This window comes from Deltaproteobacteria bacterium, from assembly GCA_019912665.1.
GTDB lineage: Bacteria > Desulfobacterota > GWC2-55-46 > GWC2-55-46 > GWC2-55-46 > UBA5799.
On record JAIOIE010000006.1, the window covers coordinates 21570 to 44275 of the forward strand.

A 22706-nucleotide genomic window follows, 5' to 3' on the forward strand; every position below is an offset into this window, starting at 1 on the left:
CGCAGGATGTCTCATAACTCTCCGGGGGTTTATTTTCAAATGACCTATTTTGTCTTCTGCATCCACAACCACCAGCCGGTCGGGAATTTCGACAGCGTTATCGAGGAGGCCTATCAGAGCTCGTACTGGCCTTTTCTTGAGGCGCTATCGAGGCATCCGGCCATAAAGCTCTCGCTCCACAACACGGGCTTTCTCCTTGACTGGATAGCCGAGAAGCACCCGGAGTACATCGAGCTTCTTCGAAGCATGGCTGCATCCGGGCAGGTAGAGGTCATGGGCGGCGGCTATTATGAACCGGTCCTGTCGGTAATACCCGAAGAGGACAGGCTCAGGCAGGTAACAATGCTCTCCGAGAGAATAGAGGAGCTTTTTGGCGTGCGTCCCAGGGGCATATGGCTGGCGGAAAGGGTCTGGGAGCCCACGCACCCGAGCATCATAAAAAAGGCCGGGCTAGAATATCTGGTGGTTGACGACTACCACTTCGTAAAGGCGGGGCTTGAAAAAGGCGAGCTCGGAGGCTATTACACGACCGAGGACCAGGGCGACCTCATAAAGATATTCCCCGGAAACGAGGCGCTCCGGTATCTCATTCCGTTCAAGCCCGTCGAGAGCTTTGAGGAGTACATGCTCGGCATAAAGAACGGCTTTTTCAGGCGGGGGAACGCGGCCATATACGGCGATGACGGCGAGAAGTTCGGGGTCTGGCCTGGCACGAGGAAGTGGGTATTCGAGGACGGCTGGCTTGAGAGGTTCTTCGAGTCCATAGAGAGGAACCTCGACTGGATAAGGCCCTCGACCCTCGGCGGGTATCTCGACCATGAGGAGCCGGTGGGGCATACTTACCTTCCCAATACATCTTATATGGAAATGGGCGAGTGGGCGCTCCCCGCAGGCGCGTCAAGGGACTACATGCGTCTCATAGAGGAGCTTGGCCGACTGGGCGAGACCGGCGGAAGGCTCAAGAGGTTCCTGCAGGGCGGCACATGGAGGAACTTCCTTGCCAAGTACCCGGAGTCGAACTGGATGCACAAGCGCATGCTCATGGTGAGTAGCGTATTGAAAAAGGATGCTCGCGGCAACGGCGGACGGAATGAATCCGAAAGGCATCTATACAAGGCGCAGTGCAACGACGCATACTGGCACGGGGTCTTCGGCGGGCTGTATCTTCCGCACCTCAGGACGGCTGTCTACGAGAACCTGATACTGGCAGAAAGGGAGGCCCTGGAGAAAACGGAGTCCCTCGGCGTTTCAATCTCCGCGGCAGACCTGGACGCGGACAACCACGAGGAGGTCATCGTACGGTCTTCGGACCTTAGCGTGTTCCTAAGCCCCTTTAACGGCGGGGCTATTTTCGAGCTCGACTACGGGCCCAAAGGCGTAAACCTCCAGAATACGCTTACGAGGTACCAGGAAGGCTATCATTACAAGCTTGAAGCCTCGGGGAGCGGGGATGAGAATAACGGGGCCAAATCGATACACGAGATGGTGAAGGTAAAGGAGGAGGGGCTCTTAAACTATCTCAAGTACGACCGGAACCGCCGGGCCTCTTTTATCGACCATTTCCTCGACGAAGGCCTCACATTGGACGAATTTTATTCACACACATACCTGGAGCTGGGGGATTTCGCCTGGAAGAAGTACGAAAGGGATCTCCTTTCCGACAAGGTCGTGATGCAGAGGTCCGCGACCGCCTTGGGGGCCGCACATACGGTCAAAAAGACCCTCTCGACCGACGGCGGCAACGCCATTTTCATGAACTACGAGGTAAGCGGCGAGGCTGATAAAACAAGCGGCCTTTTCGGGGTAGAGCTTAATCTCATCCTCCCCGGGTGCGACGGGCCGGCCTGCTGGTATGAATCGAATGCGGACCTGGGTAGCGACGGCATTGGCCTCGGGAGCAGGGGGAGGGTGGAAGGGGTCGAGTCGCTCCGCCTCGTCGACTCATGGAAGGGCGTCGCCGTATCCGTAAAAATCGACAGGCCCGCTGCGCTCCTCAGATACCCTGTCCATACCGTCTCCCTTTCCGAGGGCGGTTTCGAAAAGATATACCAGGGCTCGTGCCTCCTTTTCCTTTTCCCTGCCGGGAGCGGCCCCTTAAAGCTCTCATTCAGGCTCGCGGTCGAATCCCTTTCAAAGTAGACCTGCCCGCGGTACTGTGGTAAAAATAGCGATAAATAGACCGTGGAGGCCGTTTACCATGCCAGTATCCCCGACCGTAGCCGAGAAGATAAAGGCGGTGAAGCTCGCCATTTTCGACGTGGACGGAGTGCTTACCGACGGACGGATAATCTTCGACGCGCACGGGACTGAGACGAAGTTTTTCGACGTCAAGGACGGGCACGGGATAAAGCTCCTCATGCGCTCCGGAATCGACGCCGCGATAATAACCGCCAGGGAATCTAAAGTAGTCCAGCTCCGGGCCGACGACCTGGGCATCTCGCTCGTCTATCAGGGCATGAAGGACAAGAAAGCGGCGCTTGAGAGCATATCGGCGCGGACTGGCCTTCCACCTTCGGCGATGGCGTACGTGGGCGATGACATAATCGACCTCCCTGTCATTAGGAGGGTCGGCTTCTCCGCAGCAGTTTCGGACGCGGTCCAGGAGGTAAAAGAGGCGGTGGATTACGTGACCGGAAAGCCAGGCGGCAAGGGGGCGGTAAGGGAACTCGCGGAGCTTATCCTCAAGGTGCAGGGCAAATGGGATGAGGTCATGCGGCAATTTCTCGTTTGAGGCAACCTCTAAAAATTGATTCTTTCCCAGGACTCTGAGTCAGGCCGGGAAAGCGGAAAAATTTATAATTTTAGAAGTTGCCTTGATAAATAACGCCCCCCCTTCTTCCCGCCAGAGTTTTTAAATACTTCAGGCGCTCCGGCCTGTTCTAACTCCCCCCCGAACGCGCTCAGCCCCGGACCTCCCGATTCGGGGACAAAAGCCTTTACAGTGTTATTTCCGGATGGTATAATTTTTGCTATATATGCCCATTAATTCAACAATCAGTTGCAAGCAGTTGAAATATTTTGTTTTTACGGGCTGTCGAATGCTTGCCGATGAACCGTAAGCTAAGGGCCTCACTCTCTGCCTTCATAATCCTTTCCATAATGGGGCTCGCAGTCCTGGTCTTTATCCATTACAGGACCAGGGAGCTTCCACAGGAGGACTTCGTGGAGGACGAGAAGGTAGAGGTAAGCATCGACAGGATACATTATTCCGGCACCAAGGACGGCAGGATCGAATGGGAGCTGGATGCCAGGTCGGCCAGCCGTTCGCGTGAGGGCGACCTAACGCTTTTCGAGGACGTCAAGGCGACTTTTTACGCAAAGGACGGCTCGTCATATACGCTTACGGCCAGGGAAGGGACGCTCCGCGAGCTCTCGGGCGAGATAGGCGTTTCCGGCGACGTTGTAATAGAGTCCGGCGAGGAGGGGTATGTCCTTCGGACCGGCACTCTAAAGTACCTTATAAACGAGAAGGAAGTATCGACGCCTGACCGCGTTACAGTGACTTCCGACAGGCTGGACCTTGAGGGCATCGGCTTTCTGGGGCATATCGATACAGGGGAGTTCCGTCTCCTTAAAAATGTAAAGGCGGTCTTCAGGGACTCGCGCATATAGGATGGACTTCATCATGAAATTCAGGACAGGGCTGCTTATGGCAGCGGCCCTTCTTATGCAGGCTTCGGTTTCGGTAGCCGCCCAGAAAAAGGCAGAGGGCGCCCCGAGGAGCCCGGTGACCGTCACCTCCGATACGATGGAGGCCAGGTCAGGCGAGGGCAGGGTCGTCTTCAAGGGGAACGTGGTCGCTGTCGAGGACTTCACCCTTTGCTCGGATGAGCTCCATGTAACGTACGGCGACGGGAGCGACATAAAGAGTATCGAGGCCTCGGGGAACGTGAGGATATTCCAGGACCGGAAATCCTCGACCTCCGCGCACGCCGTTTACGACCGCAGGGAGCGGATAATCGTCCTCACGGGCGAGCCGCATCTCAGGCAGTGCTCGGACTCAGTCCGGGGCGAGAAGATAACCGTGTATCTCGACCAGGAGAACGCCCTTGTCGAGGGCGGGAACGGGGGCAGGGTCAGGGCGGTCATAATGCCCAACAAGGACTGCCCGGAAAACGACGCACCGGAGAAATACGTAAGTGAAGAAGCTCGCTGTAAGGGGACTCGTTAAGTCCTTCAAAAAGCGGAGGGTCGTCGACGGCGTAAGCCTTGAGATCGGGCCCGGCGAGATAGTCGGTCTTCTCGGCCCGAACGGCGCGGGCAAGACCACCACCTTCTACATGATAGTCGGGCTCGTGAGCCCGGACGAGGGGAGCGTCTCTTTAGGCGAAAGGGAGATAACAGGCCTCCCCATGTACGAGAGGGCGAGGCTCGGCATAAGCTATCTTCCGCAGGAGCCTTCCGTATTCAGAAAATTGACGGTCGAGGAGAACGTAAAGGCCGTCCTCGAGTACATGGACCTCCCGAGGTCCGAGCAGGAGGCGAGGCTTAAGGAGCTCCTCGAAGAGCTCGGGGTCCTGCACATCGCCAAATCAAAGGCATACGCCCTTTCAGGCGGAGAGAGGAGGAGGGTGGAGATAGCCAGGGCGCTCGTCAACTCACCGGCCTTCCTCCTGCTTGACGAGCCCTTCTCCGGCATAGACCCCATAGCGGTAGGCGACATACAGGACATAATGCTCGAGCTCAAGAAAAAGGGAATAGGCATACTGGTCACGGACCACAACGTGGGCGCGACCCTGGGCATCTGCGACAGGGCCTATATAGTCGGCTCCGGCAGGCTATTGAAAACCGGCACGCCGACCGAGATACTCGACTCAAGGCGCGTGAGGGAAGTCTACCTCGGCGACAAGTTCAGGCTTTAGCCGGTCCAAACTCAATCATCGAGAGGCATAGCCCCCATCGTGGCTTACGAACTCAAACAGGAGCTCAGGCTCACACAGAACCTCGTGATGACCCCGCAGCTGCAGCTTGCGATAAAGCTTCTGCAGCTCTCCAGGCTCGAGCTCGTCGAGATGGTGCGGGAGGAGGTAGAGACGAACCCGGTCCTGGAGGACCTTTCGGGCCCTGAGGTGGAGGCCGGGGGGCAGGAAGCGCCGCCGGAGAAGCCGGAAAAGCCTGAGATGGACTGGGAGGCCTATATAGAGGAGCAGAGCCAGTACAGGTCCGGGGGCATAGACTTCAGCGAACGCGAGGAGGAGGACGACTTTGTCTCCAACCTCTCCGAAGCCGGCGGAAGCCTTTCCGAGCACCTTTTATGGCAGCTGAGGATGCAGGGGCTTCCGGATGCCGACTTCGCGGTAGGCGATTTCATAATAGGAAATATCGACGAGGACGGATACCTGAGGGTAATAGAGCGCGGCCAGATGCAGGACGATGAGTACGAGGCCGCTACGATCGCGGAGGTCGCGAACGCGACCGGGACCGCTCTTGAGGACGCCTCCCGGGTCCTCGCGACGATACAGCAGTTCGACCCCCTCGGGGCAGGCTCCCGCACCCTGAGGGAGTGCCTCATGGTGCAGGCAAGGAGCCTGCCTGTCCGCGACACCGTCATGGAGGAGGTCATCTCCTGCCATCTCGAGAAGCTCGCGAAAAAGAATTTCAAGGCCATTGCAAAGGCGCTCGGGGTGGAGGTCGAAGAGGTGCTCGAGGCCGCAAGGACCATAAGCAGGTGCTTGAACCCCATGCCCGGCGCCGGTTTCGGGAAAGACGAGTCCAGGGCGGTATTGCCGGACATATTCATACAAAAGGTCGGGGACGAGTACGTCATATCCCTCAACGAAGACGGGATGCCGAAACTCAAGATAAGCCCGTACTATAGGGAGCTCCTCAAGGCAGGCGGCGCGTCGGCGGACCAGGCCAAAGGGTACATACAGGACAAGCTCAGGAGCGCCATGTGGCTCATAAAGAGCGTCCACCAGAGACAGCGGACTATATACAAGGTAGTCGAATGCATAGTGAAGTTCCAGAGGGAGTTCCTGGACAAGGGCTTGAAGCACCTTAAGCCCCTGGTCCTGAAGGACGTTGCCGTGGAGATAGGGATGCACGAGTCCACGGTGAGCAGGGTCACCTCGAACAAGTACGTCCAGACCCCCAGGGGCATATTCGAATTGAAGTATTTTTTTTCCAACGGCATAGCCGGCGACGGCGGGGAAGCGGTCGCCGTCGAGTACATCAAGGAGAAGGTCAGGAAGATAATAGAGTCGGAAGACCCGAAAGCGCCCTTGAGCGACAAACAGATTGTCGAGGCATTGAAGGAGTCCGGCATAATGGTCGCAAGGAGGACCGCCACCAAGTACAGGGAAGCCCTGGGGTTCCAGTCCTCGAACAGGAGAAAGGTCCATTTCTGAGGAGACGGCCGGTCTGAAGCCGTATTTTATGGTGTTGACTTTCCCTTCCTTAATGCTTAAAAATAGCTTGTTCCCGGAAGGCGCCCGCAGTCCGCGAAACGCATTATTCCCCATACCATACGGAGGTCAATTACATGCAGAAGAGCGTTACTTTCAGGCACATGGAATCCTCTGACGCCCTGAAAACCTATGCGGAGGAGAAATCCGAGAGGCTCTCCAAGTACCTGCTTGAGCCGGCGGAAATACATTGGGTGCTCTCGGTCGAGAAGATAAGGCACATAGCCGACGCGACCGTGACCGCAAACGGTGTCACACTGAAGGCCCAGTACGACACGCAGGACATGTACTCGGCAATCGACATGGTCATCGACAAGCTCGAAGGCCAGGCCATGAAGCACAAGGACAGGGCAAAGGACCACAAGGCGCCAAATGGCGAGTCGGCGTCCATCAGGTACACCGCCGTCCCCGAGGGCGAGGCCGCTCCAGCCGCGCCCGGGCGGAGGATCGTAAAGAAGGAGAACCAGTTCGTAAAGCCCATGTCCGTGGAGGAGGCCTCCATGCAGATGGACGTCATGAAAAGCGATTTCCTGGTCTTCACCGATTCGGGCACGGGCAATACCAGCGTCATATACAGGCTCAAGGACGGGGACTACGGGCTAATCGAGACCACAAGGTAGGCGGCAACCACAAAAAAATTGATCTTTTCCCCGGACTCTGCGTAGTTACGAGAATAATAATGCTCACATATTTTCATATATGCTCCGCTTTTTATTCTCGGCCTTCCTTGACTGCGGGAAAAATCTCAAATTTTTTGAGGTTGCCTTTATAGGACGGGTATTGAAGGCCAGGGTCAGCCCTGGCCTTCTGGCATATCCCCCTTGTGAAGGCGAGGATGTAATGAGATTGGCTGACGTACTGAGCGAAAACCGCATAATGACCGGCCTCGAGGCCGGCGAAAAGAAAGAGCTCCTTGAAAAGATGGTCTCGAGGGCGGCTTCGCTCGATAACGCGGTGGAGAAGGATGCCGTCTTGAAGGCCATTCTTGAGAGAGAGAGGCTCGGGACCACGGGAATAGGCCACGGCGTGGCCATCCCCCACGGACGCGTGAAGGGCCTTAAGGAGATAATGGTCTTTTTCGGGAGGAGCGAAAAAGGGGTCGATTTCGACTCAATGGACAGGATGCCCGTGCACCTTTTTTTCCTCATAATGGCCCCGGAGAACTCGACGGCGGCCCATTTAAAGGTGCTGGCGAGCATCTCGCGCCTACTTAAAAACCAGGACCTGAGGAGCAAGCTCATGAACGCGAACGGCAGGTCCGAGATATACAGGGCCATCGTAGAGGCCGAGAGATGGAGCGGCGTATTCTGAGCCGGGAGGAGTAAGCGTGGGCGTACCCGTAAGAGAACTTATAGACGGCGAGCAGGCTGAGCGGTTCAGCCTGAGGCTCGTGACAGGGGAAAAGGGCCTCGGCCGGGAGGTGACGACCTCCCGCATACAGAAGCCGGGCCTTCTCCTTACCGGACTCCTCGAGGAACTCCATTCGGACAGGCTCCAGATATTCGGCGCCGCAGAGATAAACTATCTTAAGCGCCTCGACGAGGAGGAGCTCGAAGACGTACTCAAGGTCTTCAAGCCCGAGCTCCCTGCCATAATCATCGCCAGGGACCTCCAGCCCCCCGGGTTCCTTGTGGACATATGCGCCGGGAAGGACATACCACTTTTCATAACCCCGCACACCTCCTCGGTGCTCATAGAGCGCGTAACCAAGTACCTTGAGGAGAGGCTTGCGCCTTCGCTTACGATGCACGGCGTGCTGGTGGACGTGCTTGGAGTGGGGGTCCTCATTACCGGAAAGAGCGGCATAGGGAAGAGCGAGTGCGCCCTGGACCTTGTATCGAGGGGATACAGGCTCGTCTCCGACGACGTGGTGATAGTGAAGCGCATGCCACCCAACGTACTCATTGGCAGGAGCTCGGAACTGATAAAGTACCACATGGAGATCAGGGGCCTCGGGATAATAAACGTAAAGGACCTGTACGGGATAACCGCCATAAGGGAACGGAAGCAGATGGACATCGTGGTCGAGCTCGTCAAATGGGAGAGCGAGACCGAGTACGACAGGCTGGGGCTTGAGGAGAACACCTTTTCCATCCTCGGGGTGGACCTTCCTTACCTCAAGATACCGGTAAGCCCCGGAAGGAGTGTTGCGACGATCGTCGAGGTCGCCGCAAGGAACCAGATATTGAAGATAATGGGCCACCACCCGGCGAAGACGCTTGAACGGGAGCTCGACAACGCCATGAAGGTGCTTAAGAAGTGAAGGATATAAGGCTCGTGGTGATCTCCGGGCCTTCGGGCTCGGGCAAAAGCACCGCCATAAAGGCCCTCGAGGACCTCGGCTTCTATTGCGTGGACAACATGCCGGTAGCCCTCCTTCCGAAGTTCCTCGAGCTTCTGCCGCGCTCCGGCGAAATAGAGCGCGTGGCCGCGGTCGTCGACGTAAGGGAGAGGGGGTTCCTCAAGGACTTTATACCGGTCCTCTCGGAGCTCAAGGCCGGGGGCTGCCGCCTCGAAGTCATATACCTTGAGGCGGACGACGGGGAACTGGCCCGGAGGTTCAGCGAGACCAGGAGGAGGCATCCGCTCGCCGCCGAGGAGAGCCCGCTCGAGGGGTTGTCGAGGGAGAGGGAGGCCTTGAAGGACCTCAAGGCCCATGCGGACCGGGTGATAGACACTACCGATTTCAACGTCCACCAGCTGAGGGACCTTATAAAGGACATATATTCGGGGCCCGCGGAGCGCGAGAGGATGGCCCTGAACCTCATCTCTTTCAGCTATCGCCACGGCATACCAGCCGACTCTGACCTCGTCATGGACGTAAGATTCCTCCCGAACCCGTATTTCGTGAACTCGCTTAAGCGCCTCGACGGAACGGACAGGAGCGTCCGCGACTACCTCCTTTCGAGGGACGAGGCCGCGGCGTTCCTTTCGAGGTTCAAGGAGTTCCTCTCCTATCTCATCCCGCTCTACTGGAAGGAGGGGAAATCCTATCTCACCATAGCGATAGGCTGTACCGGCGGCAGGCACAGGTCTGTCGCGATGGTCGAGGCTTTGTCGGATGGCCTGAACTCCGATAAAGTGGTGGTCAGGAAAAGGCACAGGGACATAGGAAAGACATAAAAACGAGGGAAGGCTTAAGATGATAGGAGCTGTAATCGTCACGCACGGCAGGCTCGCTGAGGCGCTCCTCGAGGCGGCCGAGGCGATAACCGGCAAAGTGGAGGGCATAAGGATACTGGCCCTCTCGAGATCGGACACCACCGACGGCATACGGGACGTACTCAGGGCCGCCGTAAGCGAGGTGGACACCGGGAAGGGAGTGCTGGTCTTTACCGACATGTTCGGCGGGACCCCCACCAACATAGCCCTCTCTGCTTTCGAGGAGGACAGGGTGGAGGTCATCACTGGTGTGAACCTCCCCATGGTTTTGAAATACGTGAGCCACAGGTCGGATAAGGGCCTCGGCGAACTTTCGGAGCTCCTGAAGGACTACGGGAGGAAATCCATAGTGCTCGCCGGTGACATGCTGAAGGATAAAAAATAGGAAAAGGCCCCTGTTGTTTTGATAAAATATAGGGAGCCTCCGCGGGCGGCTGAACATATGTTGATCCTTATCAGAGTAGACGACAGGCTGCTGCACGGGCAGGTAATATGCTCCTGGGTCCCTTTCACCAGGGCGGACGCGCTTATCGTTGCCTCGGACGAGGCGGCCGGGGACCGGCTCGCGGCTGATATAATCGCGGCCTGCGGCTGCGATGAACTTAGCGTCCACGTGAAATCCGTCTCGGATGCGGCCCGGTATCTTTCCGGGGGGCTCCCGGAGGAGAGGATAATGCTCGTGGTCGGAGACCTCCGGGACGCGATGAGGCTCTACGAGGCCGGGACGAGGTTCAAGGCCCTGAACCTCGGGAACATACACCATGAGGGCGGAAGGAGGATAACCCCCTCCATAATAGTGAACGCCGAGGATGAGGAGATAATGGAGCGGTTCGAGGCAATGGGTGTGGAGCTCGAGATAAGGGACGTCCCGAGGAGCGCGCCTATTACATATACTTCCGAGAGGAAATAGAGGCACCCACAAATAAGTATAGCAACGATAGCCGGGCACGGGGGCGCAAAGCAAGCACGTTGCCCCTGCGGGGCCCGGCGATGGAGAAAAGAGAGCCTGGATGGATAGCGGACAGGGTAACGCTACAAACCTGGAAAGGACCTATACGATAAAGAACAAGCTCGGCCTGCACGCAAGGGCGGCCGCTCTTTTCGTGCAGCTTGCAAACAAGTTCGACTCCGAGATACTCGTCAGGAAGGACGACCAGGAGGTGAACGGCAAGAGCATCATGGGCATACTGATACTCGCCGCGACCCAGGGCTCGAAGGTGACGCTCCGCGTGGAGGGGAGCGACGCCGAAGGCGCCCTGGGGGCTCTAGGCGATCTTATAGACAGGGGTTTTGGTGAGGATTGATGCCAGAGATTAAGAAACAAGTCATATTGATGAAGGGCATAGGCGTGTCTTCCGGCATCGTCATCGGAAAGGCCTATCTCCTTGAGAGGGGCAAGGTCGAGCCTGCCCAGTTCTGCTATCTCGAGCCGTCCGAGACCGAGCGCGAGATAGAGCGGTTCAAGGCCGCCATGAAGGCGTCGAGGGACCAGCTCATGCGCATCAGGAACCGGATGGAAAAGGACGGCAAGGGCAAGGAGCACATCCGCATAATAGACGCGCACCTCATGATCCTCAAGGACAACATGCTCATAAACGACACCATGAAGGTGATACGTGAGCAGAGGGTCAACGCCGAGTGGGCGCTGAAGACCGTCCTCAAGGAAGTGATGGACTACTTCGAGAAGATGGACGACCAGTACCTCCGCGAGCGCGCCATGGATATCGAGCACCTTGTGAACAGGGTGCTCCTGAACCTCATGGGCCGGAAACACGAGTCGGTCGCGGCCATCAAGGAGCCCGTCGTGGTTGTCGCGCACGACCTCGCGCCGACCGACACCGCCCAGATGGTGCGCGGGACAGTGCTGGGGTTCCTCACCGACGTCGGCGGAAAGACCTCGCATACGGCCATAATGGCGCGCTCCCTTGAGATACCGGCCGTAGTGGGCCTTGAATCCATAACCAGGAAGGCCGAGTCCGGCGATACCGTCATCGTTGACGGCACTACCGGCACGGTAATCATAAACCCCTCCGAGAGCGTCGTAGAGGTCTATAAAAGGAGGAGGGAACGGTACGAGAACTACGGCAAGGCCCTTTTCCACTACAAAGACCTCCCGAGCGAGACGACCGACGGCAGGCGCGTAAGGCTTATGGGCAACATGGAGATAGTCGAAGAGATAGACTCCCTTATCGAGCACGGGGCCGAAGGTATAGGCCTCTACAGGACCGAGTTCCTGTACCTTAACAGGAAGGACCTGCCGACAGAAGATGAGCACGTGAAGGCCTATCGCCAGGTCGCCAAGAGAATGTCCCCGCACCCGGTGGTCATAAGGACCCTCGACGTGGGAGGAGATAAGGTGCTTGCCCAGGCCGCTCCGCCGGACGAGATAAACCCGGCCATGGGCCTCCGGGCAATAAGGTTCTGCCTTAAGAACGTGGACATCTTTAAGACCCAGCTCCGGGGCATACTCCGCGCCAGCGCCTACGGGGACATAAAGGTGATGTTCCCGATGATATCCGGCATAGAGGAGATAAGGCGGGCGAAGCAGATACTCGAGGAATGCAAAAAAGAGCTTAAGAGCGAGGGCAAGCCATTCAATCAGGATATCGAGACAGGCGTCATGATAGAGGTGCCCTCGGCCGCTATGATAGCCGACCTCATTGTCAAGGAGGTCAAGTTTATCTCCATAGGCACGAACGACCTCCTCCAGTACTCCCTCGCGATAGACCGGGTGAACGAGCACGTCGCATACCTTTACGAGCCCTTCCACCCGGCGGTCCTCCGGATAATAAAGGGCGTCATAGAGGCCGCCAACAAGGCCGGGGTGAGCGTCTCGGTCTGCGGCGAGATGGCCGGAGAGCCGGAGTACGCCCTCATACTCCTCGGCTTCGGGGTGGACCATCTCTCGATGAACGCTTATTCGATACTTAGGGTCAAGAGGCTCATAAGGTCCATAAGCCACGCCGAGGCCAGGAAGATATGCAGGAACATACTGGGATTCGCCACGGCCAAGGAGGTCGAGGACCAGATAAACGCCAAGCTCCCCGGGCTCTACAGGGAGGAGTTCTGGAGCTGAGAGCGGAAGCCTGCCTCCTTAATCGCGCCCGCGGATCCAGAGGTGTTTTTGGTTGACAAACATCGGGAAAGGTTCAATAATAACGAATTCTCGGCCTTTACAAAGACTAAGGAGGCGCCAAAACAATGGGAACGAGGGAGTACCTATTCACTTCGGAATCAGTCACCGAGGGGCATCCGGATAAAGTAGCGGACCAGGTATCTGACGCGGTATTGGATGCGCTATTGAGGGAGGACCCCAAGAGCAGGGTCGCGTGCGAGACCCTCGTCACCACCGGACTCGCCCTTATAGCGGGCGAGATAACCACCAAGGCAAGGATCGACTACCAGGACATAGTCAGGGAGACTATAAGGGATATCGGCTACACTGACGCGTCCATGGGTTTCGACTGCAAGACGTGCGCCGTCATGGTCACGCTCGACAGGCAGTCGCCCGACATAGCAATGGGCGTGGACAGCGGGGAGGCGAAGGAGCAGGGCGCGGGCGACCAGGGCCTCATGTTCGGGTACGCGTGCGATCACACCTCCGAGTTCATGCCCATGCCCATCGACCTGGCCCATAAGATAACCGCCAGGCTCGCCGAGGTCAGGAAAAAGGGCATACTGGATTTCATAAGGCCTGACGGCAAGAGCCAGGTCACCATCAAATACGTTAACGGCAGGCCCACGACCGTCGACGCGGTGGTTGTCTCAAGCCAGCACGCGCCCGAGGTAAGCCAGTCCAAGCTCAAGGAAGCGATAATCGAGGAGGTCATAAAGAAGGTCGTCCCGGCCGAGCTTCTGACTTCCTCTACGAAGTATTTCATAAACCCCACCGGCAAATTCGTCGTTGGCGGCCCGCACGGCGACTGCGGCCTCACCGGCAGGAAGATAATCGTCGACACCTACGGCGGCCACGGCAGCCACGGCGGCGGCGCCTTCTCCGGCAAGGACCCCTCCAAGGTTGACAGGAGCGCTTCCTACTTCGCCAGGTATATCGCCAAGAACGTCGTGGCGGCGGGGCTTGCGTCCGAGTGCGAGGTGCAGCTCGCGTACGCCATCGGCGTAGCCGAGCCGGTCTCGGTCATGGTCGACACCTTCGGCACGGAGAAGATACCTGTCGAGAAGATAGAGGAGATAGTAAAGGCCAACTTCCGCATGAAACCGGCGGAGATAATAAAGGACCTTGACCTCCTCCGTCCCATATACAGGAAGACAGCGGCATACGGGCACTTCGGCAGGAACGAGTCGGGCTTCAGCTGGGAGCTCACTGACAAGGCCGAAGCCTTGAGAAAGGCCGCCGGGGTCGTGGCCTGAACTGCACTGGCGTTTGAATGACTTTGGCGGGAACCCTGCCAAGGTCATTCTTTTATCTGCAGAATAAAAAAATTGCTGGAGGGACGATGGATTTTCACGTGAAGAACATAAAGCTCAGCCAGGCGGGGCGGAAGAGGATTGAATGGGCTGAGACGGACATGCCGGTCCTGAGGAAGGTAAAGGATAGCTTCTCGAAGAAAAAGCCCCTCAAGGGGACCAGGCTCGCGGCCTGCCTCCATGTGACTACCGAGACCGCGAACCTCATGATAACCTTGAAGGCGGGCGGCGCCGACGTGGTGCTCTGCGCATCAAACCCCCTCAGCACCCAGGACGACGTGGCGGCCTCGCTCGTAAAGGACTACGGCATCCCGGTCTACGCGATAAAGGGCGAGGACAACAAGACCTACTACAGGCACCTTAACGCCGCGCTGGATTTCAAGCCGAACATCACCATGGACGACGGCGCCGATCTGGTATCGCTCCTTCATACCAAAAGGAAGAGCGCGGCCGACAACATCATAGGTTCGACCGAGGAGACGACGACCGGCGTCATAAGGCTCAAGAGCCTGGCCGTGAACAAGCTTTTGAAGTTCCCGGTAATAGCGGTTAACGACGCCTTCACAAAGCACTTCTTCGACAACCGGTACGGTACCGGCCAGTCGACCCTCGACGGCATATTACGCGCTACCAACAGGCTCTTCGCGGGCTCGTCGTTCGTCGTATGCGGCTACGGCTGGTGCGGCAAGGGCGTAGCCATGAGGGCCAGGGGCATGGGCGCAAACGTGATCGTGACCGAGGTCGACCCGCTTAAGGCCCTTGAGGCCGTCATGGACGGGTTCAGGGTGATGCCCATCGCTGAGGCCGCGAAGCACGGGGACTTCTTCTGCACGGTCACAGGGAACCTGAACGTGATAAGGAAGGAGCACTTCCTAAAGATGAAGGACGGGGCGCTTGTGTCGAACTCCGGCCACTTCAACGTCGAGCTCGACCTTGAGGGGCTTAAGTCAGTCAGCAAGGGCAAGAAGGTCCTCCGCGATTTCGTCGAGGAATACACGCTCAAGAACGGCAGGACAGTGTGCGTGCTCGGCGAGGGCAGGCTCATCAACCTCGCGGCCGCCGAGGGGCACCCGGCAAGCGTCATGGACATGAGCTTCGCGAACCAGGCGCTCGCGGCGGATTTTCTCGTTAAGAAAGGGAAAACCCTCGCAAGGGAAGTGTACACTGTCCCGCAGGAGATAGACAAGGAGATAGCAAGGCTAAAGCTCCTTTCGCTCGGGATGAACATAGACACCCTCACTAGCGAGCAGAAGAAATATCTTGCTTCCTGGGAGATGGGGACATAGCATCGCCTGACCGGGGGGCGGGGACAAAGTCCTCGCCCCCTTTTTTTTAAAATCCAAAAAACCTTTACATAAACGCGAGTTGTGCTAAAATATAAGTCCAAAGGTTGATGGTGACCGGGACCTGCCTACGTGAGGCTCAAGCTGTAACCCCATGACTTCGCTTTATATTTCGGCGGGAACTTGTCTTTTTTGCCTTCTGGCGGGACCCAGTCCTGGCCGGTCCAGCCATCTTTCACCTCCTCCGGCCATATCGGCACGCACTGTTGCATATCCTTGGTAAGCAAGCGGCATGAAAGACCGTTTCAGGATTGTCAGGACCTTCATCTTTGACGGGCGGCTGTAGGTGGCTAAGAGAGACTTGAAATCAGAGCGGTTCAGGGAATTCCTTGCCGAAGCTGAGGACGTCCTCAACTCCATGGGGAAGGGTCTCACGAAGCTCGGCAAGGGCGTGAAGGCCGGTATCATAGACCCGGCCGTCCTCAACAGCGTCTTCCGTTCCGCCCATACTCTCAAGGGCATGTGCGGCATATTCGAGCAGGCCGAGCTTGCCGCTCTGAGCCACTCGATGGAAGACACCCTCGATCTCCTCCGCCTCGGTAGGATCGCCCTCACCGACGACGTCCTCTACAATATCATGAACGCCCAGGACCTGATGGCGAAGATAATCGCTTCAAAGGGCTCCGGTGACTTTACGGGCGAGATAGAGGCCGCAAAGTCGGCCCTCTCGATGATGCAGCACGTAAAGAGGACCAGGCCCAGGGACGAGATCGCCAAGGACCTCGTCTCCGTCCTTACCGACTACGAGGACCACAGGCTCCGCGAGAACCTCCGGGGCGGCAAGAACATACTGATAGTGAGCGTCAGGTTCCCCATAACGAGCTTCGACAGGGGATACATGGCGCTTACGGACCTCTTGAAGACAGAGTCGGAGGTCATAGCGACGCTTCCCTCCTCCAAGACAAGCCACGAGTTCCTCCACTTCGACATACTCATCGGCACGGCAAGGGACAGGCAATTCATAACCGACCTCGTAAAGGAGATCGCCGAGCCGGAGATAAAGGTCCTTGCCGAGCCGGCCGCAAGGCCGGAAGGCCGCGAGTTCGAGGTCATAAAGGGGAGCGGCGGATACGGCCACCACGGGAGGGCCGGGTCGCTCAGGAGGGTCAGCAACACCGTCAGGGTGAACATCTCGAAGCTTGACTCGATAATGAACCTCATAAGCGAGCTCGGCATATTGAAATCCGACATAGCAGCCCTGAGCTCTGAGATAAAGGGGCACCAGGAGTTCTCTGTCTACGGGATAGAGCTCTCGAAGACCGGAAAAAACCTCGACAGAAAGCTTTCGGAGCTCCGGGACAGCGTCCTCGACGTGAGAATGGTCCCCATCGGCCAGCTCTTCGGGCGGTTCGACGCCTTCATAGGGAAGCTCTCAAGGGAGACCGGGAAGGAGATGAGGATAGTCACCTACGGCGACGAGACCGAGCTCGACAAGCTCATCGTCGAGGAGCTTGCGGACCCGCTCATGCACATAATAAGGAACGTGGCCGACCACGCCATAGAGGCCCCGGTCGTGAGGGAGGCGCTCGGCAAACCCAGGACCGGCACCATAACCTTTTCCGCCTACCAGAAAGGCAACCACGTGGTCGTGGAAGTCAAGGACGACGGCGCGGGGATAGACGTAGACCTCGTAAAGGAGAAGGCCGTCGCGAAAGGCCTCATAGCCAGGGAGTACGCGGACGGGCTTTCGAGGCAGGAAGCGCTAGAGCTCATATTCACCCCCGGCTTTTCCACCAGGGACGTCGTAAGCGAGACATCCGGCAGGGGCGTCGGCATGGACGTCGTAAAGGAGAACATAACCAGCCTTTCAGGCATTATCGACATCGAGACGGTAAAGGGCAAGGGCACCCGGCTCATACTCACGATACCCATAACGCTCGCGATAATCCAGGCCCTCATAATCGAGGACGCCGGGAAGAGGTACGCGGTGCCCCTCAATTCCGTCATGGAGATAGTGGAGCTCCGGTCCGCGTCCCTCTCCTCCGTGGACACCGAGGGCGCCATAAGCGTGGAGGACAGGGTGGTGCCCGCGGTGAGGCTTTCGAGGTTTTTCGGCCACTCCCATTCCGGCAGTAGCAGCCACGCGTACGGCATAGTGGCGGGGCTTGCCGAGCACAGGCTCTGCCTCGTGGTCGACCATCTCCTTGAGGAGCTTGACGTCGTCATAAAGCCCCTTTCGAGGATGCTCAAGGCCCCGGGCATTGCGGGCGCGACGGACATAGGAACCCAGGGCACCATGCTGGTGCTGGACGTCACCGGCATACTCGAGAAGGTCATACGGGAGAGAAAGGCCGGGCTCCCGGCGCGGACGGCAATCGTATGAAGAAGGCGATAGGGCTCAAGATAGCCGAGGCTGAGCGCCAGGCGACGGTTGCGCCGACTGTCGAGAACTATGACGAGAGCCTCGATCATAAAAAGAGGTCTGCCGAGGGGACTATCAACATCATATCGTTCTTCCTTGAGGCGGATGAATACGCCTTCGAGGTCTCAGAGGCGGTAGAGGTATTGAGGCCCAGGCAGACGACGGAAGTCCCGTGGACCCCGGCTTACATAAAGGGCATACTCTCCGTGAGGGGCGAGATGGTCCCGGTGCTGGATTTGAAGATGCGCCTCGGGCTGGGGACGGTAAACGGCAGGCCTACGGCAAGGATACTTGTGATCGCCGTGGAGGACCTGAAGGCCGGGCTCCTGGTCGACAGGCTCTCCGGCGTAAAGGAGGTGCCGGCCAGGCTCCTCGAGCCGCCTGGAGAGTCCGAGCCCCAGGCGGCTTTCATGAAGGCCGTGATACATGACGGGGAAAAGGTGATAAAGCTCCTGGACGCAGGCGTGCTGATAACCGTAGAGAATTTATGAAGAGCATCAGGTCTAAATATACCAGGCCTGATTTCCAGTTCATCAGGTTCCGGCTCGGCCCTTTCGAGTTCGGTATCGAAATAGGCGAGGTTAAGGAGATACTGAGGCTCAAGGAGCCCCGGAAGGCGGAAAAGGCCCCCGGGTTCATCGAGGGGCTCATAAATATGAGATCTATGACGCTCCCCGTCATGGACCTCAGGAAAAGGTTTTCCTTCCAGGCAGAGCCGACGGAAACCGCAAGAATTATAGTTGCTTCCATAGATTCCCTTATAATCGGTCTTATCGTCGACGAGGTCTCTGATATCGCGCTCGGGGCCAAGGAGGTCACGTTGAAGCCCGAGCCTTCCGGCTCTCCCTGGGACGACTGCCTCGAAGTCTCGGTTGAGACCGGGAGCGGTAAGGTCCTCATCATAAATCCGTCGAAGGTCTTTACCGACGAGGAAAAGCGCTTTCTGGCGTGCCCCGTAAATGCCGATTAAGCACCCCGGTCCGTCCTTCTTTTGCCTTTGCCTCCCGGCTTCAAGTCAATTGCCTTGAAAAACGACCGATTCCCGTGATAAATTTTATTCCGTGGCAACGGCATTCCAAAAAATGAAAACGGCTTTGAAGAGGACCTGGAAAAGTACCGTTTTTTCGCCGCTCCTCCTGGCGGTCACAATCGGGCTTTCGGGGTGCGCGACCGCCCCGGAGGCCTATAAGAGGGACGCGGCCGAGCTCTATAATAGCGGCATGCAGGCCTATCTCGGCGGCAGACTCGATGAGGCCGACAAGAGCTTCAGGACGCTTCTCGAGGACCATCCGATGAGCCAGTACTCCACTGAGGCGGAGCTTCTCCTTGGAGACGTGAGCTACGCGATGGAGAATTACGAGGACGCCAGCGCCTATTACGCCAATTTCATCGCGCTCCGCCCGGCCCACGCCAGGGCGCCTTACGCGCTCTTCCAGAAGGGCATGAGCCACATGAAAGAGGTGCTCTCCCTCGACAGGGACCAGACCTCGACGAGAAAGGCCCTCTTCGCCTTCGAAGACCTGCTCGCCGCATACCCCGGTTCACCATACGCGGAAAGGTCCAGGGAGTTCATCTCGTTTCTCCGGGGGAGGCTCGCCGAGAGGGAATTCTACATAGCCAACTTCTATTTCAAGAAGAAGAACTACAAGGGCTCTCTCGGCCGCCTGAGGGACATACTTGCCGAATACCCCGACGCAGGCATAACCGACAAGGCCCTTTACTACGTTGGCGTGTCTTATTTAAAGCTCGGCGAGAAGGAGCTTGCCGAGGACGCCTTCTCCACGCTTCTTAAAAACTACCCGGACAGCCCTTACGCCGAGGACGCAAAAAACAGGATGCGCGCGGGATAGCCGCCTAGGAGGAATATGGAAAAGGGCTGGCAGCATGAATACGATCTTGGCAAGAGGGCATTCGACGAGAGGGACTACGACGCGGCCCTCGTCCACCTTGAGAAGGTAGCGGCAGAGAAGACCGGCTTCGCCGACGTCCACAACATGCTCGGGCTCGTATACTACAACGCGTCCAGGCACGAGGACGCCATAGCCGCTTTCCGCAGGGCCATAGAGATAAACCCGAGCTATACGGAGGCTTCCCTGAACCTGGCGGTAGTTTATAACGAGCTCGGCAGGTTCGACAAGTCTGCCGAGGTCTACACGCTCGCGAAACAGGCGAGGCAAGGCTCCCATTCCTATCTCGACCCGTTCGTAAAAGGCAAGCTCGCCAACATGCACTCAAACCTCGCCCGCATCTATAAAGACATGGGCTTCTACGCCGAGGCGGTGGAAGAATACAGGAAGGCGCTGAGGCTCCGGCCCGAGTTCGCCGACATCAGGACAAGCCTGGGGGTGTCCTGCAGGGACATGAGGGACTATAACGCGGCGGTAAGGGAGCTCCAGGAGGCCGTAAGGCAGAACCCCTCGTATCCCGATTCCAGGATCCAGCTCGGCCTCACCTATTACGCCATGGGACAGCGCGAAAACGCCAGGACCGAATGGCAGGGCGTGCTCCGCGACCACCCCGATCACAAGATGGCCCGGATGTACATGAACCTCCTGCTTGCGCCTGCCGAAAAACCGGAGTAAACGGGGCTCCTGGCCCCGATTTAAGAGAGAATATTTTTTTGCCGTTCCAGGCTGCCCCATAATTTTCCGGCAACTCGCGCCTCCCTTGCCATTTCAATCATCACTTCGTATTCAGGCCTGAATGCCGTCTTAACGGCCGAACGGGCTTGTCCGGGGAGCTTTTTTCTGCTATAATTTTGATTATTCTGAAAAGTAGGAAAATTCGGAGGAGCATATGGCGAGGAAGAAGAACGGAAGCTGCTGCAAACCCGGAGAAGTGAAAAAAGAGGGCCTTTCGGTCGAAGCGGTCGTGGGGGTCGATGAGCGAGGGCAGATGGTCCTGCCAAAGGAGCTAAGGGAGAGGGCAGGGATAAGGGCCGGGGACAAGCTCGCGGTCGCCGCCTGGGAAAGGGGAGGCCAGGTCTGCTGCATTACGCTCGTAAAGGTGGATGAGCTTGTCGAGATGCTGAAAGACAGGCTAGGCCCGGTAATGAAGGAGGTCCTTTGAACAAGCCTGGTTCAGGTGCGTTCCGATCAACTTGTGAAGGGATGGCAGGAAAAGCAAAGCCGGGCAGCGCGGCCGCTCCATGCTGTGAAATGGGTGCTCCGTCACGTCAGGCGGAGGGGCCTTTACGGACCTCTTCGGACCTGAACTTACGCGACCGCCTTGGACACCTGAGGTGCAGGATAGGCTCCTACAGGATGAGGCATGCCGTTAAGCCGGGGCTTTACTCGCTCGGCAGCCCGGACGAGGCCTCCGACGTCTTCGTCACGGGAAACTACAAGATGAGCTTCGATATGCTCCGGAGCTCCCTTTCGGGCATGGACGCCTGGATACTCGTCCTGGACACAAGGGGCATAAACGTCTGGTGCGCGGCGGGGAAGGGGACCTTCGGCACAGGAGAGCTGGTGAAAAAAGTCTTTACGGAAAGGCTCCATGAGAGGGTCTCCCACAGGAGGCTTATACTTCCCCAGCTCGGCGCTCCGGGCGTATCGGCGCATGATGTCAAAAAAGAGACCGGCTTCCGGGTGGTATACGGCCCGGTCCGGGCTTCCGATATCAAGGGGTTCGTGAGCTCCGGGTACAAGTGCGGGGAGGGGATGAGGAAAGTTCGCTCCGGAATGGCAGACAGGTTTGTCCTTACGCCAATGGAGCTCAGGCCGGCTTTCAAATGGTTTATGGCCTTCTCAGCCGCCGCTTTTGCCGCCTCCGCGGTCACGGCCTCGGGCGTTTCGTTGGATGCCGCTCTTGATTACGGTTTGCCGCTTGTGCTTCTCGGTTTAGTTTCGGTCCTGGCAGGCGCGCTACTAACGCCCATGTTTTTGCCTTATATACCTTTCAGGCCGTTTGCCCTGAAGGGCTGGCTCACGGGGCTTTTTTCGGTCCTCGCGGCTTCCGTTTTCATCCCCCTTCCTGAAAGCGCCGCATACAGGCACATGACGCTCGTATTTTTCCCGCTCGCGAGCTCGTATTTTGCCCTGCAATTCACGGGTTCGAGCACATATACAGGCATCTCCGGGGTTGAAAAGGAACTCAGGTTCGCTCTCCCGGTTTACGCGGCAGGCCTTATTGTCTCAATAGCGTTTTTCGCGTCCTTCAAAGCGGGGTGGCTATGATGTATTTGCGAGGGGTCTCGACTCTCCAGTACGACAGCGCCAAATGCAGCGGCTGCGGATATTGCGCGGCTGTCTGCCCGCAACGGGTCTTCGTCATGAAGGGAGGAAAAGCCGGTGTTATTGACCGGGACCTCTGCATGGAATGCGGCGCCTGCATGAGGAATTGCGTCAGCGGGGCGATCAAGGTGAGGTCCGGAGTGGGCTGCGCGGCCGCCCTCATAAACGGCATGCTTACGGGAGACGCATCGTGCGGATGCTCGGACGGCGGCTCCACCCCTTGCTGTGGATAGAAATAAAAAGGCCCCGCATTTTGCGGGGCCTTTTTAACGTTCAGGCGCGCTTATCAGTGCTTCCAGCGGTCGTATCCGTCCCCGGCGAGTACCGAGGCGTCGAACTCAAGTTTCTGCTCAGGCGTAAGGAGGCTCCGCACCTTAATCATGTGGTCATACCTGGTCTCAAGGGCTTTAGCCTTGAGCCCGGATATCTCCGATGCGAGCTTCGAGATCGCCTTCCTGTCCGGGGTGTCAGAGGCGACCGCTTTCCTTATGTCGGTTTCCTTCAGCCCCATGGCGGCATTAAGTGACGCAAGCTCTTTTTTAAGCTCCACTTTGAGGCGCTTCATCTCGGTCTTCTGCTCGGCGGTAAGGTCCTTTATCCATTGCTTTTCGCCGTGCCTTTCATGCTTATGCTTGCTTTCGCAGCCAGCATAATGTTCCTTGCCGTATTTGCCAGGTTCGGCGTGAACGGCCGCTGCGGTAAGCGTCCCTGCCGCGACCAGCGCCGCGAGCGCCATCAACGGCCTTCTGACTGATAATCTCATTCCCTGCCT

At 57.6% G+C, this 22706-nt stretch carries 25 protein-coding genes; 24 read left to right on the plus strand and 1 reads right to left on the minus strand.

Features of this window, described 5'->3' with window-relative positions; translation table 11 throughout:
* Window positions 1-39 precede the first annotated feature (39 nt).
* The 24 genes from K8I01_00165 to K8I01_00280 all read left to right on the plus strand — a co-directional run bounded on the left by K8I01_00165 (window position 40) and on the right by K8I01_00280 (window position 22167).
* Window positions 40-2139, plus strand: a complete 2100-nt coding sequence (locus K8I01_00165) for a DUF1926 domain-containing protein (GenBank protein ID MBZ0218833.1) — start codon at window positions 40-42, stop codon at window positions 2137-2139.
* Between the two features lie 58 nt (window positions 2140-2197).
* Window positions 2198-2731, plus strand: coding sequence for an HAD hydrolase family protein (locus K8I01_00170; GenBank protein MBZ0218834.1), 534 nt, complete (start codon window positions 2198-2200; stop codon window positions 2729-2731).
* A gap of 317 nt (window positions 2732-3048) precedes the next feature.
* Window positions 3049-3612 carry an LPS export ABC transporter periplasmic protein LptC gene (gene lptC, locus K8I01_00175; GenBank protein MBZ0218835.1) on the plus strand — a complete coding sequence of 188 codons (564 nt, stop codon included), beginning with the start codon at window positions 3049-3051 and terminating at the stop codon, window positions 3610-3612.
* Window positions 3613-3625: 13 nt separating this feature from the next.
* A complete protein-coding gene (lptA, locus tag K8I01_00180; protein MBZ0218836.1) occupies window positions 3626-4171 on the plus strand; it encodes a lipopolysaccharide transport periplasmic protein LptA in 546 nt (181 codons plus the stop codon).
* Complete coding sequence (gene lptB / locus K8I01_00185) at window positions 4140-4862, plus strand: LPS export ABC transporter ATP-binding protein (GenBank protein MBZ0218837.1); 723 nt, start codon at window positions 4140-4142, stop codon at window positions 4860-4862. The genes lptA and lptB overlap by 32 nt, the downstream gene beginning before the upstream one ends.
* A 39-nt stretch (window positions 4863-4901) precedes the next feature.
* A complete protein-coding gene (gene rpoN, locus K8I01_00190; protein MBZ0218838.1) occupies window positions 4902-6347 on the plus strand; it encodes an RNA polymerase factor sigma-54 in 1446 nt (481 codons plus the stop codon).
* Window positions 6348-6481: 134 nt separating this feature from the next.
* Entirely contained in the window at window positions 6482-7024 is a 543-nt protein-coding gene (raiA, locus tag K8I01_00195; protein ID MBZ0218839.1) for a ribosome-associated translation inhibitor RaiA, read from the plus strand.
* Window positions 7025-7244: 220 nt separating this feature from the next.
* Window positions 7245-7715, plus strand: a complete 471-nt coding sequence (locus tag K8I01_00200) for a PTS sugar transporter subunit IIA (protein MBZ0218840.1) — start codon at window positions 7245-7247, stop codon at window positions 7713-7715.
* Window positions 7716-7731: 16 nt separating this feature from the next.
* Entirely contained in the window at window positions 7732-8667 is a 936-nt protein-coding gene (gene hprK, locus K8I01_00205; GenBank protein ID MBZ0218841.1) for an HPr(Ser) kinase/phosphatase, read from the plus strand.
* Window positions 8664-9527 (plus strand): RNase adapter RapZ, encoded by an 864-nt coding sequence (gene rapZ / locus K8I01_00210; GenBank protein ID MBZ0218842.1) that lies wholly within the window; start codon window positions 8664-8666, stop codon window positions 9525-9527. The genes hprK and rapZ overlap by 4 nt, the downstream gene beginning before the upstream one ends.
* A gap of 19 nt (window positions 9528-9546) precedes the next feature.
* Window positions 9547-9951, plus strand: coding sequence for a PTS sugar transporter subunit IIA (locus K8I01_00215; GenBank protein MBZ0218843.1), 405 nt, complete (start codon window positions 9547-9549; stop codon window positions 9949-9951).
* A 57-nt stretch (window positions 9952-10008) separates the two neighbouring features.
* On the plus strand, window positions 10009-10476 hold the full coding sequence (locus K8I01_00220) for a PTS sugar transporter subunit IIB (GenBank protein ID MBZ0218844.1): 468 nt from the start codon (window positions 10009-10011) through the stop codon (window positions 10474-10476).
* A gap of 100 nt (window positions 10477-10576) precedes the next feature.
* Complete coding sequence (locus tag K8I01_00225; protein MBZ0218845.1) at window positions 10577-10870, plus strand: HPr family phosphocarrier protein; 294 nt, start codon at window positions 10577-10579, stop codon at window positions 10868-10870.
* A complete protein-coding gene (gene ptsP, locus K8I01_00230) occupies window positions 10870-12642 on the plus strand; it encodes a phosphoenolpyruvate--protein phosphotransferase (GenBank protein MBZ0218846.1) in 1773 nt (590 codons plus the stop codon). Before K8I01_00225 ends, ptsP begins: the two co-directional genes overlap by 1 nt.
* 125 nt (window positions 12643-12767) lie before the next feature.
* A complete protein-coding gene (gene metK, locus K8I01_00235) occupies window positions 12768-13937 on the plus strand; it encodes a methionine adenosyltransferase (protein MBZ0218847.1) in 1170 nt (389 codons plus the stop codon).
* Window positions 13938-14023: 86 nt separating this feature from the next.
* Window positions 14024-15280, plus strand: coding sequence for an adenosylhomocysteinase (ahcY, locus tag K8I01_00240; protein ID MBZ0218848.1), 1257 nt, complete (start codon window positions 14024-14026; stop codon window positions 15278-15280).
* 343 nt (window positions 15281-15623) lie between these two features.
* Window positions 15624-17660 carry a chemotaxis protein CheA gene (locus K8I01_00245; protein ID MBZ0218849.1) on the plus strand — a complete coding sequence of 679 codons (2037 nt, stop codon included), beginning with the start codon at window positions 15624-15626 and terminating at the stop codon, window positions 17658-17660.
* Window positions 17657-18190: a chemotaxis protein CheW gene (locus K8I01_00250; GenBank protein ID MBZ0218850.1), complete on the plus strand. Its 534-nt coding sequence runs from the start codon at window positions 17657-17659 to the stop codon at window positions 18188-18190. Before K8I01_00245 ends, K8I01_00250 begins: the two co-directional genes overlap by 4 nt.
* The gene (locus K8I01_00255; protein MBZ0218851.1) at window positions 18187-18669 is read left to right on the plus strand and encodes a chemotaxis protein CheW; all 483 of its coding nucleotides are present in this window, start codon (window positions 18187-18189) and stop codon (window positions 18667-18669) included. Before K8I01_00250 ends, K8I01_00255 begins: the two co-directional genes overlap by 4 nt.
* 112 nt (window positions 18670-18781) lie before the next feature.
* Window positions 18782-19549, plus strand: a complete 768-nt coding sequence (locus K8I01_00260; GenBank protein ID MBZ0218852.1) for an outer membrane protein assembly factor BamD — start codon at window positions 18782-18784, stop codon at window positions 19547-19549.
* Window positions 19550-19564: 15 nt separating this feature from the next.
* Entirely contained in the window at window positions 19565-20281 is a 717-nt protein-coding gene (locus tag K8I01_00265; GenBank protein ID MBZ0218853.1) for a tetratricopeptide repeat protein, read from the plus strand.
* 214 nt (window positions 20282-20495) lie between these two features.
* Window positions 20496-20768 (plus strand): AbrB/MazE/SpoVT family DNA-binding domain-containing protein, encoded by a 273-nt coding sequence (locus K8I01_00270; protein MBZ0218854.1) that lies wholly within the window; start codon window positions 20496-20498, stop codon window positions 20766-20768.
* Between the two features lie 89 nt (window positions 20769-20857).
* Window positions 20858-21877, plus strand: a complete 1020-nt coding sequence (locus K8I01_00275; GenBank protein MBZ0218855.1) for an acetyl-CoA synthase subunit gamma — start codon at window positions 20858-20860, stop codon at window positions 21875-21877.
* The gene (locus tag K8I01_00280; GenBank protein MBZ0218856.1) at window positions 21868-22167 is read left to right on the plus strand and encodes a 4Fe-4S binding protein; all 300 of its coding nucleotides are present in this window, start codon (window positions 21868-21870) and stop codon (window positions 22165-22167) included. Before K8I01_00275 ends, K8I01_00280 begins: the two co-directional genes overlap by 10 nt.
* 53 nt (window positions 22168-22220) lie before the next feature.
* On the opposite strand, the gene K8I01_00285 is transcribed toward K8I01_00280, so the two are convergent.
* Window positions 22221-22697: a Spy/CpxP family protein refolding chaperone gene (locus tag K8I01_00285; protein ID MBZ0218857.1), complete on the minus strand. Its 477-nt coding sequence runs from the start codon at window positions 22695-22697 to the stop codon at window positions 22221-22223.
* Window positions 22698-22706: the final 9 nt, after the last annotated feature.

Excerpts from the sequence above, each read along its gene's own strand:
- K8I01_00165 (MBZ0218833.1), top strand. The coding sequence starts at position 40 with ATGACCTATTTTGTCTTCTGCATCCACAACCACCAGCCGGTCGGGAAT.
- K8I01_00170 (MBZ0218834.1), top strand. The coding sequence starts at position 2,198 with ATGCCAGTATCCCCGACCGTAGCCGAGAAGATAAAGGCGGTGAAGCTC.
- lptC (MBZ0218835.1), top strand. The coding sequence starts at position 3,049 with ATGAACCGTAAGCTAAGGGCCTCACTCTCTGCCTTCATAATCCTTTCC.
- lptA (MBZ0218836.1), top strand. The coding sequence starts at position 3,626 with ATGAAATTCAGGACAGGGCTGCTTATGGCAGCGGCCCTTCTTATGCAG.
- raiA (MBZ0218839.1), top strand. The coding sequence starts at position 6,482 with ATGCAGAAGAGCGTTACTTTCAGGCACATGGAATCCTCTGACGCCCTG.
- K8I01_00200 (MBZ0218840.1), top strand. The coding sequence starts at position 7,245 with ATGAGATTGGCTGACGTACTGAGCGAAAACCGCATAATGACCGGCCTC.
- K8I01_00215 (MBZ0218843.1), top strand. The coding sequence starts at position 9,547 with ATGATAGGAGCTGTAATCGTCACGCACGGCAGGCTCGCTGAGGCGCTC.
- K8I01_00220 (MBZ0218844.1), top strand. The coding sequence starts at position 10,009 with ATGTTGATCCTTATCAGAGTAGACGACAGGCTGCTGCACGGGCAGGTA.
- K8I01_00225 (MBZ0218845.1), top strand. The coding sequence starts at position 10,577 with ATGGATAGCGGACAGGGTAACGCTACAAACCTGGAAAGGACCTATACG.
- ptsP (MBZ0218846.1), top strand. The coding sequence starts at position 10,870 with ATGCCAGAGATTAAGAAACAAGTCATATTGATGAAGGGCATAGGCGTG.
- metK (MBZ0218847.1), top strand. The coding sequence starts at position 12,768 with ATGGGAACGAGGGAGTACCTATTCACTTCGGAATCAGTCACCGAGGGG.
- ahcY (MBZ0218848.1), top strand. The coding sequence starts at position 14,024 with ATGGATTTTCACGTGAAGAACATAAAGCTCAGCCAGGCGGGGCGGAAG.
- K8I01_00250 (MBZ0218850.1), top strand. The coding sequence starts at position 17,657 with ATGAAGAAGGCGATAGGGCTCAAGATAGCCGAGGCTGAGCGCCAGGCG.
- K8I01_00255 (MBZ0218851.1), top strand. The coding sequence starts at position 18,187 with ATGAAGAGCATCAGGTCTAAATATACCAGGCCTGATTTCCAGTTCATC.
- K8I01_00260 (MBZ0218852.1), top strand. The coding sequence starts at position 18,782 with ATGAAAACGGCTTTGAAGAGGACCTGGAAAAGTACCGTTTTTTCGCCG.
- K8I01_00265 (MBZ0218853.1), top strand. The coding sequence starts at position 19,565 with ATGGAAAAGGGCTGGCAGCATGAATACGATCTTGGCAAGAGGGCATTC.
- K8I01_00270 (MBZ0218854.1), top strand. The coding sequence starts at position 20,496 with ATGGCGAGGAAGAAGAACGGAAGCTGCTGCAAACCCGGAGAAGTGAAA.
- K8I01_00275 (MBZ0218855.1), top strand. The coding sequence starts at position 20,858 with ATGGGTGCTCCGTCACGTCAGGCGGAGGGGCCTTTACGGACCTCTTCG.
- K8I01_00285 (MBZ0218857.1), bottom strand. The coding sequence starts at position 22,697 with ATGAGATTATCAGTCAGAAGGCCGTTGATGGCGCTCGCGGCGCTGGTC.